Source organism: Rhodococcus sp. HNM0563 (assembly GCF_012726195.1).
Classification (GTDB): Bacteria; Actinomycetota; Actinomycetes; order Mycobacteriales; family Mycobacteriaceae; genus Rhodococcus.
The window spans coordinates 61859-75597 of the sequence record NZ_JAASAF010000013.1 but is presented as its reverse complement, the minus strand read 5'-3'; the positions used below and the strand labels follow the sequence as shown (position 1 = coordinate 75597).

Annotated in this window: 13 protein-coding genes and 1 pseudogene; 6 read left to right on the top strand and 8 right to left on the bottom strand. The window is 64.2% G+C overall.

Going from position 1 to position 13739, the window contains the following annotated elements:
* Positions 1-32 precede the first annotated feature (32 nt).
* The gene (locus HCA61_RS23990) at positions 33-368 is read left to right on the top strand and encodes a hypothetical protein (RefSeq protein WP_169690692.1); all 336 of its coding nucleotides are present in this window, start codon (positions 33-35) and stop codon (positions 366-368) included.
* A 41-nt stretch (positions 369-409) separates the two neighbouring features.
* On the opposite strand, the gene HCA61_RS23985 is transcribed toward HCA61_RS23990, so the two are convergent.
* Positions 410-742: a hypothetical protein gene (locus tag HCA61_RS23985; protein WP_240960068.1), complete on the bottom strand. Its 333-nt coding sequence runs from the start codon at positions 740-742 to the stop codon at positions 410-412.
* Positions 743-962: 220 nt separating this feature from the next.
* Positions 963-1310, bottom strand: coding sequence for a hypothetical protein (locus tag HCA61_RS23980; protein WP_169690691.1), 348 nt, complete (start codon positions 1308-1310; stop codon positions 963-965).
* On the opposite strand from HCA61_RS23980, the gene HCA61_RS23975 reads away from it, so the two are divergent.
* The gene (locus tag HCA61_RS23975) at positions 1302-2774 is read left to right on the top strand and encodes a hypothetical protein (RefSeq protein WP_240960067.1); all 1473 of its coding nucleotides are present in this window, start codon (positions 1302-1304) and stop codon (positions 2772-2774) included. The two genes, HCA61_RS23980 and HCA61_RS23975, sit on opposite strands and share 9 nt — an antisense overlap.
* Before the next feature lie 48 nt (positions 2775-2822).
* A complete protein-coding gene (locus tag HCA61_RS23970; protein ID WP_308198852.1) occupies positions 2823-3089 on the top strand; it encodes a cold shock domain-containing protein in 267 nt (88 codons plus the stop codon).
* A gap of 204 nt (positions 3090-3293) precedes the next feature.
* On the opposite strand, the pseudogene HCA61_RS23965 reads toward HCA61_RS23970, so the two are convergent.
* Positions 3294-4632, bottom strand: a pseudogene (locus HCA61_RS23965) (ISL3 family transposase); the annotation flags it as partial.
* A gap of 594 nt (positions 4633-5226) precedes the next feature.
* On the opposite strand from HCA61_RS23965, the gene HCA61_RS23960 reads away from it, so the two are divergent.
* Positions 5227-5814: a recombinase family protein gene (locus tag HCA61_RS23960; protein ID WP_169690690.1), complete on the top strand. Its 588-nt coding sequence runs from the start codon at positions 5227-5229 to the stop codon at positions 5812-5814.
* A 92-nt stretch (positions 5815-5906) separates the two neighbouring features.
* On the opposite strand, the gene HCA61_RS23955 is transcribed toward HCA61_RS23960, so the two are convergent.
* A complete protein-coding gene (locus tag HCA61_RS23955; protein WP_169690689.1) occupies positions 5907-7136 on the bottom strand; it encodes a DDE-type integrase/transposase/recombinase in 1230 nt (409 codons plus the stop codon).
* 297 nt (positions 7137-7433) lie between these two features.
* Between HCA61_RS23955 and HCA61_RS23950 the strand changes: the two genes are divergently transcribed.
* Entirely contained in the window at positions 7434-8249 is an 816-nt protein-coding gene (locus HCA61_RS23950; protein ID WP_169690775.1) for an alpha/beta fold hydrolase, read from the top strand.
* A gap of 5 nt (positions 8250-8254) precedes the next feature.
* Here HCA61_RS23950 and HCA61_RS23945 read toward each other — a convergent pair whose 3' ends face one another.
* The 4 genes from HCA61_RS23945 to leuA form a co-directional block, all read right to left on the bottom strand.
* On the bottom strand, positions 8255-8965 hold the full coding sequence (locus HCA61_RS23945) for a glutamine amidotransferase (protein ID WP_169690688.1): 711 nt from the start codon (positions 8963-8965) through the stop codon (positions 8255-8257).
* Positions 8958-10211: a Mur ligase family protein gene (locus HCA61_RS23940; RefSeq protein ID WP_169690687.1), complete on the bottom strand. Its 1254-nt coding sequence runs from the start codon at positions 10209-10211 to the stop codon at positions 8958-8960. Before HCA61_RS23940 ends, HCA61_RS23945 begins: the two co-directional genes overlap by 8 nt.
* Before the next feature lie 113 nt (positions 10212-10324).
* Positions 10325-10702: an SHOCT domain-containing protein gene (locus HCA61_RS23935; RefSeq protein WP_169690686.1), complete on the bottom strand. Its 378-nt coding sequence runs from the start codon at positions 10700-10702 to the stop codon at positions 10325-10327.
* Between the two features lie 234 nt (positions 10703-10936).
* Positions 10937-12748, bottom strand: a complete 1812-nt coding sequence (gene leuA, locus HCA61_RS23930) for a 2-isopropylmalate synthase (RefSeq protein ID WP_169690685.1) — start codon at positions 12746-12748, stop codon at positions 10937-10939.
* A 269-nt stretch (positions 12749-13017) separates the two neighbouring features.
* Here leuA and HCA61_RS23925 point away from each other — a divergent pair, with 269 nt between their 5' ends.
* Positions 13018-13704, top strand: coding sequence for a YciI family protein (locus tag HCA61_RS23925; protein ID WP_169690684.1), 687 nt, complete (start codon positions 13018-13020; stop codon positions 13702-13704).
* Positions 13705-13739: the final 35 nt, after the last annotated feature.

Sequence of the window (13739 nt, the reverse complement as noted above, 5' to 3'; positions counted from 1 at the left end):
GCGTGTCGGTGCTGGCAGGCATCCTCGCCAGCATGAGGTCGCGACAGTACACGTTCCTGACGCAGTATCCGTTCGCCGAGCTACAACTGCTGGGCTGGCAGCTGACACAGCTTGCACCGCCGAAACGCCGCCCCGGCGCCGCTGATTTCATCCGCAGAGCGATGTTCGCCGACCAGCACGAACGGGTGATGGTCTTCGACGTCGACCGACACGGGCGGATGCGTGATCACGCCACCTACACCTGCGATGACGAGTCGAGCTGGCTCGCCGAGACCGCGCAGGCCGCGGTGCGGCTGGCCGCCAGCGACCCCGACACTCCCGCGGGCGAGCTGGCCCGGATCGAGGATGTCCGGCAGATCTACTTCTGATCCGAGTGTCCGATTGCCCGCCCGCGCCGCAGCCGCCGGGGTTATTCGACGTAGGCGCCGGTGCCCGGTGTCCAGATGATCGCCCCGCCGGTGAACGTCTGCCGCAGCCCGTCGGTCCCGTACGGCTGCGCCGCCGACGACGGGAACCCGAGCGGGCTCGCCGCCCCACCGAGACTGTTGTACAGGTCCTTGATCTGATCGCACACCTGGAATGGCGACGGCCAATACGTCTGGCAGTCTGCCGCCGGTTGTACCGGCGCGGCCGCGGCCACACCACCGCCGGTCAGGCACAGCACCGCCAGTGCAGCCGCGGCCACACCGGTGGCCATCCGTCGCCGCACCCTCGACCTCGTCACGCCGTCACGCACCCGCATTACGCACTCCTGCAAATCAATTCGCGGTCATCCCCATAGGGGTGCCCCTCGGCTCCGGGTGGAGACGATCTTGTCTGTCTAGCACCGAATGTCGGGTTCAGTGCACCGAAACAGAAACATACCGGATGAATGGTTTTTGTGACCGAAGTGTTATCTGTTGCGTTTGTGGTTTTTGGGAAACCGTTTAACTTTCAGTGAAGCGATGGCGCCACCGCTGTACCTATCGGACTACGAGAAGTAGGTAACAGATGGATTCGCACACCACAGGTGGCTCCGTCATGTCCCGACACAGATGGCTGCGGCGGTGCCTGGTCGCGGGCACGACGGTGTTGATGGTTGCCGCCGGGGGATCGGCAGCCTTCGCCCAGCCGGTCGAGACACCACCGACCGCGCCGGTGACCACGACAACCCCGGCCGCACCGGAGCTGGTGCCAGTCGAGGAACCAGCGGAGACCGCTGTGGTGGATCCGTGCGCGGTGCCCACCACCACACCACCAACCACTACGACCACGACGCCCCCTCCGACCACCACCACGACGCCGCTTGCTGTGCCGGTGGAATGCATCACCGACACGGCGGTGCCCGAACCCGTGGCACCGGAGGTCACCCCGGCGTCCGACACGGTCTCGGCTCCCGCCGCACCCGAGGTTGCGCCGGAGCAGGTGTCGCCGGTCGAGGAGAACCTCGCACCGCTCCGGCGGAGCTGCTGCCCGCCGCACCGGCCGCCGATCAACCGGTTACCCCGGACGATCCGGAACTGTCGTCGAAGACTGCCGAGCCGGATCTGGATTGGGCGCCGACCCAGAACCCGAAATCCGAGATCGTGCCCGGTCAGATGCGTTCCGATCGGGAGGAGATCCCGGCGCCGTTCACCAAGGAAGACGCCGACAAGGCCGAGATGATGGAGGCGCAGGAACGCTCCGCTCTGTCGCGAATGTCGATTGCGGCGGTGACCTGCCAAACCTATTGGCCGTCGCCGTTCCAGGTGTGCGGGGCGATCCGGGACAAGTACAACTCCCTCGGTGGTCCGGCGAGCTTTCTGACGTTCCCGTCGAGCGGGAACATCGTCAACCCGGATGGGACCGGGGAGCGGGTAACGTTTTTGAATGGGCCGATCTACTGGCACCCCAACACAGGGGCGCACCCGGTGGTCAACAGCTTCCTCAACCGCTGGGGCATCCACGGCTACGAGTCCACCACCGGGATGCTCGGGTATCCGACGACCGATGAGATCGTGCACGCCGATGGGGTGGGGCGTCGTCAGGAGTTCCAGCGCGGCGCGATCTACGTCGCGTTCCAGAATGCGATCGGTTCTGCGATCCGCAACGGCCTGATTCGGGACAAGTGGAACACCGTCGGGGCCGAAACGCCTGGTAGTTTGCTCGGTTATCCGATCCAGGACCCGCTGGATCTGCCGGACGGTCAGGGGCAGATGAGCCGGTTCGAGCGCGGTGTCATCTACTGGCACCCAACCACCGGGGCACACCCCATCACGGGAATGTTCCTATGGCAGTACGAGAATTCCGGATATGAAAATGGGGAACATGGATACCCCACCACTGATGAGACGACCTCTCCAACCGGGGTTAGAAGTCAGGAATTTCAACACAAGAAAATGAGCACCCTAGATTTGAGTTCTGTCTCTGACCCCAACCCGGGGGAATGGGGATATCAATTCCATCCGAATGACACCACGTTTGTCGGACAGGACGAAATCGGAAAGTTTAGCGGGCAAGTAGATTATAGTCAGGCTCCTAGCTACTACCCCATGTCCTGGGGAATGAGGCTCAGCCCGTACGTGGAGTCTGTCGCCGCAGCTGGCGGAGCTACACCTGCGAAATGCGAAGCCTTCCGGAATGAAGATGGAAATTCGACTGATTACCACTACGACAAATACAGTCCAGAGACGATAATTACTGTGGATTATCCTATGCACTCCACCATAAAATTCAATACAATAGGGGCTGCGCAAGAATTGTACGGATACTGTTCTTTCGATGATAAGTGGGGTGGAATATCATTCGTAGACTGATATTTTGTGTATACAGTGCTCGACTTTGATGCGTGATTCCTATGCATCATGAGAGTGGGATCGACTAATATGGTGGTGAAGTTGATGAGCGTTGGGTCAGTTACATTCTGGAAAAAAACGGACGGGTGGGGTGTGATCGAATCGGAGGACACCCCAGGTGGCTGCTGGGCGCACTTTAGCGTCATCGATATGAAGGGATTTCATGAATTGAGTCCCGGTCAGGAAGTGTACTTCGAATGGGAGCCTTCCACTAATATCGATGGATATAGGTTCAATGCCCTCAAAATACAACCGGCTGGAGGTGAGGATCCCTAGGGCAGTCGCCTAGAAGCTCACAGGTTCGTACTGGTCAGGCCCCTCGGATCATGGCCACGTGCCGCAACATTGCGGTCGGTCTTTTGCGCCTGGCTGGATGGGACAACATCGCTGCCGGGTTGCGGCACCATGCCCGCCATCCCGATCAGGCGCTCGCGCTGGCCTTGACCTCATGAAACCGACAATTCCGGGGCCCTGGGGTGCGACCCGACGTGACCGTCGAGTGCAGGCCCACCGTACCCGGCGGCGTTGGTTCTCCGGGGTGCGGAATCCGAACGCGATGCGGCCGACGTGCTTGACGATGCGGTTGTAGCCTTCGCTGCGCGCGTTGGACAGGCCGGAGGTGATCGCGAGGATCATCGGTTCCTGCCACGCCGAGATGGTCGCCGCCAGCTTGCCGATCTCCGGGACCCGGTACGCCGCGCAGAACGTGTAGAACCGGTGCAGCGCATCTCGGATCTCGTATCGCAGACCACCACGGTCGGTGCAGCGCAACACATCCCGCAGCATTTCCTTCGCGATCCACGCGGCGGCGATGTCCCCGTGCGGGTCGGCGGAGGTCAGCTTCTCGAACAGTGTCGATCGTTGCTCGTCGGTCAGGCGCTCCGCGGCCCGCAGCAGCCGGCGGCGATTGATCCATTCGACATCGCTCTTGCGGCCGCGCCGACCCCGCTCGGCTTGGGTGCCCCGGCGTCGGACGGTATCGACCATCTCGTTGGCCTTCTTGACCAGGTGGAACCGGTCCACCACCAACTGTGCGTGCGGCAACGCCTCGCGCACCGCCTTCGCATACACGGACGACATATCGATCGCGACATGGGTGATCTGCGCCTTCCACGTCTCGTCGCGGGCGTCGAACCAGTCGATCACCACCGCGGAGGTGCGGCCGTTGACCTGCGCCAGCAACCCTTGATCGCCGGTCAGATCGACCAGTCCGGTGTCCCACCGGTCCACCCATCTCCGTTCCCCGATCTCGGGGCAAGTTTCCATTTCGCCTTCCCACGTCGGGTCTCGTCGATCCCGAGGACGGCCACCGGTTCGGGTTCGTCGCCCAGGGCGGCGTCGGCGACCACGACGAGGTGGTCGTGGACGGTGTGCCAGGCGCACCCGTAGTCGCCGGCGACCGCGGACACCGACCGGTCCCCGTCGAGGACCGCGTCGGCCAGCAGAATCTTCGCTCGTGGGGTGACCCGTGCCCGGGGCGGCACCCCCGGCGTCGACTCGGTGAACACCTTCCTCCCGCAGGTGATGTTGGTGCACATCCATTTCCGCTTCTTCCATACAAGTAGCGGACGGTCCGGCCCCACCTGGACGTCCCGTGGTCTGGTGGTGACCCAACCCTTTCGAATGCGTGGACTTCTGTCCGCACTCCGGGCAGACCCCGACCCACTGCGGTGCCGTCGCGATCTGCACGATCCGGGTACCGTCGACCGTGCGCTGCACCGATTCGACGACGACGCCGTCGAGATCGAGCAGCAATGAACTACCGTGGTGCATGCCCGCGTTCCTTGCTGTCCTGGATGCCTGAGAACACCCAGCTCACAAGGGCGCTGGCCCTTTTTCAATCACCGACACGGCAGCGGGGTCGGTCGACACCCGCCCCTACCAACTGCGAAGAGCCGGATATGGCTGAGTGCACGCCTCTAGTCTGTGGAACCGAGCGGGAGTGGCCGGTGGCCGGGAGGTGGCGGGGGTTGAGGGCGAGACGAGGCTAGTGCGAGTACCAGTTCGTCCGGGGCCCGAGCTTCAGCTCCCGCAGCAGCCGACCCGACTCTGTGTGCGTGACGACCTGGCCCAACGGGGTGTTGTGCTGAGGTCTTCTGATCTTTTGAGGTCGGAAGTGGTGTGTACTTCGCGCCTCGCTACTCAGCGGTGCCACAGCCCGGAAGCAACGGTCCGGTCCGATCGTCTCGAGTCGCGCGATCCCAGGTGAGTTTCCGAAAACCGTCTGAGAGGCTTCCTGCGCGTTCGGGTGTGCATTTTGACCATCGTCATGCCGGACGGCGGCGAACGGGCCTCTGAGTGCGATTGACCCTGCCGTTTTTCCGGCTCGACCGTCCACTAGGAGTGTCCACTGATATTGTCCAATTTCCCGTAGTCTCAAGTGGACGAATCGGGTCCAGCAGGGTGGAGGGGTATGAAAATCGGGTACGCGCGGTGCAGCACCGTCCGGCAGGACACCTCCGTCCAGATCGGACTGCTCGAGAAGGTCGGCGTCGACCGCGACCGGGTCTACATCGACCACGGCGTCAGTGGCCGCCAGGCGAAGCGGCCCGGACTCGAGAACGCGATCAACGCCAGCCGCGAAGGCGACGAGTTCTGCGTCACCAAACTCGACCGGCTCTCCCGATCCGCACGCGACCTCCACGAGACCGTCGAACGTCTCGCCGCCCGCGGAGTGGCCTTGTCGATCGACGGCAAGGTCTACGACCCGACTGATCCGATGGGAAAGATGTTCATCGGCATACTTGGGCTGATGGCCGAATTCGAGTCGGACCTGATCCGTAGTCGGACCAGGGATGCCATTGCTGCCGCCACCGCAGCGGGCAAGATGAAAGGCCGGACGCACAAGCTCACCCCGGAGGAACGGGCTTACCTGCTCCAAATGTACGAGACCCGACAGTTTAAAATCGAAACACTGTGCAGGAACACGGGTTTGAAGAGATCGGCGCTCTACAACAACATTGCCCTCGCGCGCACCGAACGAGATGCTCGGGGTGGGTAGGCGTGCGCGGTACCCGAAACGGGCAGCCGGGACTGCGCGCGGATGCAGCCCGTTCCGACGAGGGGGTGGCGTGTCTGCCCTGTTGCCTCATGTCAAGATGCCCGGCAAACCCGATTCGTAGACTCATCTGAGGATGCCCGCGTGACGAGGGCCTTCCGAGCCGGACCCTTCTTGCTCATCGTCACTGCCAACAACTCGGTGGTCAGCGCCTGAATCCCCCGCTGGAGTGCGGCAGGATTCAGCCGATCGTAGTTATCGACCAGGATTGCCTTGTCCTCGACGCCGACGCACGCGTGGCGCTCGGCACGCCGGTGCGGAGTGGTCGCGGTGTCGTACCTCTTGGTCACCTTCGCACCGTCGCGCACCTTCGAGATCAGTTGCTGCTGCGGACAGAAGAAGTTGGCCAACCGCGACTGCAACACCCAAATCCTGTTGAGCAACAACAACTCCGCTTCGGTGTCATAACGGTGATAACCCACGATCGTGCGCACGATTGCCCAGTTCTTCTGCTCGACATGCGCACCATCGTTGGAAGTGCCCGGACGCGACCGAGTGAAGGTGACCTTGCGCTGCTGGCACCATGTCAGCAGGTGGTAGTTGATGAACTCCGACCCGTTGTCCGAGTCGATTCCCAGGACCGGGAACGGCATGACCTGCGCGATCTCGTCCAGCGCGGCGATCACCCACCTGCGGGCCTTGTTGCGCACGCTGCGGTTCTCGGTCCACCCGGTGGCGATATCGGTCACCGTCAGTGTGTAGGCATGATCTCCGACCGCGTTGCCGCCCTCGTGCCCGACCAGGTCGATCTCGACGAACCCCGGGACCGCATCGTCCCACTGCGCCCAGGTACGGATCGGGATCTGCGACTTGAGCAACGACCCCGGCTTGGTGTGACTGCGACCCCGCAACTCGAGTTTCTTCCGTTCCGGGGCCAGACGCCGATCGATGGTCGCGGCCGACATCGATACCAGCAGCGCGGCGGTGGCGTCATCGATGTCCAACTCACCGAACCGACGCAGCCGTGGCACCAGCTCACCCAGGACCGGGGCGAGCCGTTTACCGGCGGGCATCCCCAACACCGCCCAGCAGAAGATCAGTGCCGCTATGACGTTCGGTCCGTACTTCGGTGACCGCGGAGTCCGGGGGCGCACCACCTGCGGTCGCAGCGCGACGCGCAGCGCTTTGCGGGCATGATCTCGGTGCCAACCCGTGGTGGCGCACAATTCGTCCAGGATCCGCGCTTTGCCGGCCTTGTCGGCCCGGGTGTAGCGGGTCGCGATCGTCTTGGTCACGGCTTTGCGTTCGACCATCGTCAATCCCATCCTCCGGCGATAGCGCAACCCCGGACACGTCCTCGGGTGACACGCCGCAGGCGGGCATTGTTGGATGAGTCAACGTAGGGGGCTACGCGGGCACTTTGGATGAGTCAACGCGCCCTCTTGACGCAGGTGGTGTGATGTAGATAACATCGGTAGTGCGAATCGAGCAGACGTCCGAGGACGACAGAGGCTCGTGAAGCAGAGATCCGGCCCGGAGAACGCGAAAGCGTATCGACGGGCCGAACCCCTGTTCAGGGGTGGTCGGGGAGGAGTTCGGTGGGGGAGCGAATCGACGCTGTCATGCGCGACGGCCTGACATTCGACGTGCGTGATCAAGGCCCGATCGACGGCGAACCGGTCGTTCTGCTGCACGGCTTCCCGCAGGATTCGCGGTCGTGGGACGGCGTTGCGGCGAAATTGAACGAGGCCGGATATCGCACGATCACGCCCGATCAGCGCGGCTACTCCCCATCTGCGCGCCCCCTGCGTCGGCGCGACTATCGCCTCTTCCATCTCGTCGCCGATGTGGCGGCCCTCATCGCGAAGGCGGGGGGAGGTCCCGTTCACCTGGTGGGCCACGACTGGGGTGCGGCCGTCGCATGGGCGGCGGCCGCGCGGCATCCGGATCTGGTGCGCACGCTGACCGCGGTGTCGGTACCCCACCCCGCTGCCTTCCTGCGGTCGATGATCACCAGCACGCAATTGTTCAAGTCCTGGTACATGTTGGCTTTCCAGTTGCCGTGGATTCCGGAAAGGTTGCTGACCGTCCCGGCGGTGAGCAGCGCTGTTCTGCGGAGGACGGGACAGTCACCGGCTGCCGCCGCGCGCGACGTGGAGCGCATGCGTGATCGCCTTGCCGTCCGAGGCGGGCTGAACTGGTACCGCTCGCTACCGCTGACCGATCCGCGGTCGAGTCTCGGCCGTGTCGAGGTGCCCACGCTGATGGTGTGGAGCGACGCCGACGTTGCGATCGGGCGCGCCGCGGTCGACGCCAACCCCCGCTACGTCGCGGCGCCCTATCGCCTCGAAACACTCGCTGGGGTCAGTCACTGGATCCCCGATGAGGTGCCGGACGAACTGGCCGCCCTGATTCTCGGACACGTCGCACAGAACTGAGACCTCTACGCGCGCAGTCGCTCTCGGCGGAGCTGCTCGACCTCCGGTAGGTCGAGCGGAGGCAGGGACTCGACGTTCAGAGCGCGAGCGAGCAGGTGGTCGGCGAATTCGGGGTTACGTGCCAGCACAGGGCCGTGCAGATATGTTCCATAGACCGAACCCCGCACCGCGCCTTCGTTTCCGTCGCCGACGCCGTTGCCCACGCCTCGGGTCACCTTGCCGAGGGGTTTCGTATCGGGTCCGAGTGTCGTTCCGCCCCTGTGGTTTTCGAAACCGGAAACCGGCGCGGTGAGGCCCGGAATGCTCGGGGTGAGGACGATCTCCCCGATCGCCCGGGTCTTACGCGGTGACGTCGTCGCGTCGAGCAGCCCCACACCGTCGACGCGCTCACCGGCCGAAGTCTCGTACCAGTGCCCGAGCACCTGGATCGCCGCGCAGATCGCCAGGACGGGTGCGCCGCGTTCCGCCGCCTTCTGCAGACCTGGGTAGCGCAGAAGGTGGCGTGTCGCGAGGCGCTGTGCCGCGTCTTCGGCGCCGCCGAGTGTGTAGAGGTCGAGTGAATCGGGGACGGGATCGTTCAGACCGATCTCGATGATCTCGGCGTTGTGGCCGCGCATGCGGAGGCGCTGACGCAACACCAGTGCGTTGCCTCCGTCGCCGTAGGTGCCCATGACATCGGGCAGGACGAGGCCGATCCGCACTGTCGACTCAGACATTCGTAGCCCCCTTGGCAATCGCGGTGTTCAGATCCCGGAACGCCGTGTAGTTGGCGAGAACCTCGACGCGTCCGGGAGGGCACGAGGCGATGGCGCGCAGCGGATCCGCGACGAGTGTGTGCTCGACTCCTGCGTATGTCAGCCGCACGGCGAGGTCGGTGCCGCGCTCACCTGCGGCGACCACCTGCACATTCTCGAAGTGTTCGAAACGTACATCCCACAGCCACGACAGGTCCTCGCCGTCCGGCACCTGACCATTGACCGCGATCACCAGGCCGTCGACGGTCGGATCGATCATCGACAGTGCCTCCTGCCAGCCGGCGGGGTTCTTCGCCAGGAGCATGTGGACCGAATGTGGCCCGACCTGCACGGTCTTGTAGCGTCCCGCAACTTCTTCGACCACCGATGTCGCTGCCGCAGCCTTCGCGGGATCTGCACCGAGTGCGACGGCGGCGGCGACGGCCTGCGCCGCGTTGCCGCGGTTCGCACGCCCGGGCAGGGTCAGTTTCAAAGGCAGAACGAGGCCGTCGGGCCCGTGGAGATTGTCTTCGTCGACCCACCAGTCGGGCGTCGGACGGGCGAAGTCCGATCCAGTGCTGTACCAGTGGTCGCCGTCGCGCACGATGGGTTCGCCGGTGCGGGGGCAGCTCACCGAGTCGCCGGCCCACCCGGCTCCGGCGGCGACCCACACGACGTTCGGATTGTCGAAGGCAGCGGAGGTCACCAGCACGTCGTCGCAGTTGGCGATGATCGTTGCGTTGGTGTGCCCCTGCAGCCCCGCGCGAAGTCTGCGCTCGATCATGTTGATCTCGCCGACGCGGTCGAGCTGATCTCGGGTGAGGTTGAGCAGCACGATCGCTTCGGGCCCCAGCGAATCGGCGACATGCGGCGTGTGGAGTTCGTCGACCTCGATGGCGGCGAGTCGCGCGGTGCGGTTCGCGGCGAGAGCCGACACGATGCCCGCGTCCATGTTCGCACCATCGGGTTGGGTCACGACGGCGTCGATGGTTTCGAGCGCGGCCGCGGTCATCCGCGTGGTCGTGGACTTTCCGTTGGTGCCGGTCACCAGCACGGTGCGGCGCCCGCGACCGAGCTGCGTCATCAGCCCCGGATCGATTTTGAGGGCGATGAGCCCGCCGATCATGGACCCGTTGCCGCGTCCGGCTTTGCGTGATGCCCACGCAGCTGCTTCGGCCGCGCGCAACGCGATGCGCCCGCGAGCCGAGATCCCCGTCGTTGTAGCCACGCGCCGAGTTTTCCACAGCCGTGTTACGGACTCGTACCCTGCCCGATCGGCGCGATGAGATCATGTTCGCGCGACGCGGTTCGATCACGCCGATCGGGGCGGATCAGCGAGGATCAGGCCAGAGCTTTCGCCTTGAGGGCTTGGAACTCGTCCTCGGTGATCGTGCCTGAATCGAGGAGTGCCTTCGCATCCGCGATGTGTTCCGCAGGAGACTTCTTTCCTGCGACGTCCCGAATGTAGTTGTCCTGTGCCGACTTGAACTCGGCCGCTTCGCGGGCCGACCGCTTCGCCATTCCGTCGCCGTGCACGATCAGGTACACCAGGGCGGTGAGCCACGGGACGATGAACAGGAAGACGATCCAGATCGCCTTGACCCAGCCGGACTGTTCCCGATTCCGGAACAGGTCGCTGATGATCATCCACAGCATGATCAGGTAAGCGATGAAGGCGAAGCATACGATTATGTACCAGATGATGTCCCAGAATTCCATGCAATTCTCCGTCTACGTATGGACCATCATGTGCACGAACCCAGTTCGGATTTCGACGGAGTATCGCGTTTTTCCGGAATGCAGAACGCGATCGAGTCGAGATGCCATCCGCAGATTACAGCCGGGATTGTCCTGTTGCAGGGGAATGCGAACTCTGAGTTCTCCAGGGCCGGACGACGAACGCGTCGGGGCCCCGTCGGGGCCCCGACGCGTTCGGGGGAGCTGATCGTTTCGTCAGCGGTGAGCGCGGTTCACTGCCGAGACGACTGCGCGCAGCGACGCTACGGTGATCGACGGTGCGATACCCGCACCCCACACCAGAGCGGTAGTGCCGTCGGGACGTGTCACGTCGGCTTCGACGAATGCCGCGGCGTTGGCGTCGTCACCGGCCGACATCGCATGCTCGGCGTAGCCACGCACCGCCACCTGATAGCCGAGGGATTCCAGGCCGTCGACGAATGCTGCCAGCGGTCCGTTGCCGGAACCGGTGATCTCTTTCTCGACGCCGTCGACCTTCAGCAGAGCGACCACGGTGTCCTCACCGTCGTCGGTCTCGGCTGCGGTGACCTTCTGCTTGATGCGCTCGAGCGGCGTGATGGGTGCCAGGTACTCCTCGTTGAAGATGTCCCACATCTCCTTCGGGCTGACCTCGCCTCCTTCGCCGTCAGTGACCTTCTGCACGGCCTGCGAGAACTCGACCTGGAGCCGGCGCGGCATGTTCAATCCGTGGTCGTGCTTCATGATGTACGCGACGCCGCCCTTGCCGGACTGCGAGTTCACGCGGATCACGGCCTCGTAGCTTCGACCGACGTCCTTCGGGTCGATCGGCAGGTAGGGAACTGCCCAGATGATGTCATCGACGTCGGCGCCCGCGGCGTCCGCGTCGGCCTTCATGACGTCCATGCCCTTGTTGATGGCGTCCTGGTGGCTGCCGGAGAACGCGGTGTAGACCAGGTCGCCGCCGTAGGGGTGACGTTCGGGGACAGGCAACTGGTTGCAGTACTCGACGGTGCGCCGGATCTCGTCGATGTCGGAGAAGTCGATCTGCGGGTCGACGCCGCGGCTGAACATGTTCAGGCCCAGCGTCACCAGGCACACGTTGCCGGTGCGCTCGCCGTTTCCGAACAGGCAACCCTCGATGCGGTCGGCGCCGGCCTGGTAACCCAGCTCGGCCGCGGCAACTCCGGTGCCCCGGTCGTTGTGCGGGTGCAGCGACAGGATGATCGAGTCGCGCTTGGCCAGATTCCGGTGCATCCACTCGATCGAGTCGGCATAGACGTTCGGCGTCGCCATCTCGACGGTGGCGGGCAGGTTGATGATGACCGGGTTCTCGGGGGTGCCGCCGAGAGTGTCCACGACCGCGTCACAGACCTCCTTGGCGTACGACAGTTCGGTGCCGGTGTAGGACTCGGGGGAGTACTCCCACCGCCAGTTCGTATCCGGATAGTTCTTTGCCGTCTCGATCACCAGTTCCGCAGCATCGGTGGCGATCTTCTTGACGGTATCCTTGTCGGCCTTGAACACGACGCGGCGCTGCAGGATGGACGTCGAGTTGTAGAAATGCACGATCACGTTCTGCGCGCCTGCGCAGGCCTCGAAGGTGCGGGTGATCAGCTCGGGCCGCGACTGCGTCAGCACCTGGATGGTGACGTCATCGGGGATTGCGTTGTCCTCGATGATCTCCCGGACGAAATCGAAATCGGTCTGGCTCGCCGACGGGAATCCGACCTCGATCTCCTTGTAGCCCATGCGGACCAGCAGATCGAACATGCGGCGCTTGCGGGCCGGGCTCATAGGGTCGATCAGCGCCTGGTTGCCGTCACGCAGATCGACGGCGCACCAACCCGGTGCGCGGTCGATGATCTTGTCGGGCCACGTCCGGTCGGGGAGCGAGACGGGCTCGACCTCTTCGGCGAAGGGTCGGTACCGGTAGGTGGGCATCGATGAGTTCTTCTGCTTGTTCCACGATGCCTGGTCGGCGGGAGCAGGCTTGGTCGGCGGCGTGATGTTGCGCGAACCGGAGGTGAAAGCGTCGGCGGGTGACATGACGTACTCCAAGAAAAAAGGGGACTTGTGAGTCCAGATCAGGATATCGACCGGCGCGACGAAACCCCGCGACGGGAGGCCGGTCTGGTCAAATCCCGCCGCGGCGGCCGAGAAGAAGCGCACGCTGCATGCCAAGCAGTGTAACGCGCAAGACCACTCTTCGCCCGCGGGGTTGTCCGCAGGCGGGGCGGTGTCCGATCGGCACCTGCTCGTTCGTCGTCATGGTGAGGGGCTTTCCTGCTCCTCACGGACACGAGAGGATGGCAATCATGGACTTTCTCGCGCTGTTGGTGGGTCCGGAGATCGGGCCGGAGGTCGTACCCGGAACCGACGAATTCGACGCGGAGGTCGCTCTCCATGACGAGTTCGGGAAATACGCGGGCGCGGCGATCGTGGGCGGGGCTGCTCTGTACCCGTCGGTGGATGCGGTGACCATCCGCCGATCGGATGGTGCACCGCTGATCACGGACGGCCCCTTCGCTGAGCTGGCCGAGGTGGTGGTCGGTGGTTTCTACGTCTTCGCGGCCGATGACCTCGATACAGCGCTGGACCTGACGCGCCGTATCCCCGGTATGGACGAGGGTTATACCGAATTGTGGCCGCTGGAGAACTGGACCGTGTCGGACGAGACGGCCGGCTGCTGGCTCGCGATAGTGCGCGACCAGGCGCAGGACGCGGAACAAGGCGCCGTCGATCACTCGGCGAAAGCGTCCCTCGGCGCGATATCCGACGCCATCCGCGGCGTCGCGGTGTTCCATCCGCCCTCCTCTGCTACCACCGTGCGGACCCGCGGCGACGAGATGATTCTCTCCGACGGGCCCGAGGATGCGCAGGAGGCAGTGATCGCCCTGTACATCCTGTCGGCGCCCGACCGAGCCGCGGCGGCCGATCTGGCCTGCCGGATCCCGGTGGGACCGAAGGGGAGCGTCGAGGTGCGGCGCATGGTGGACGAGTAAGCAGTCGACGGGTAGGTGATCGACGAGTAAGCAGT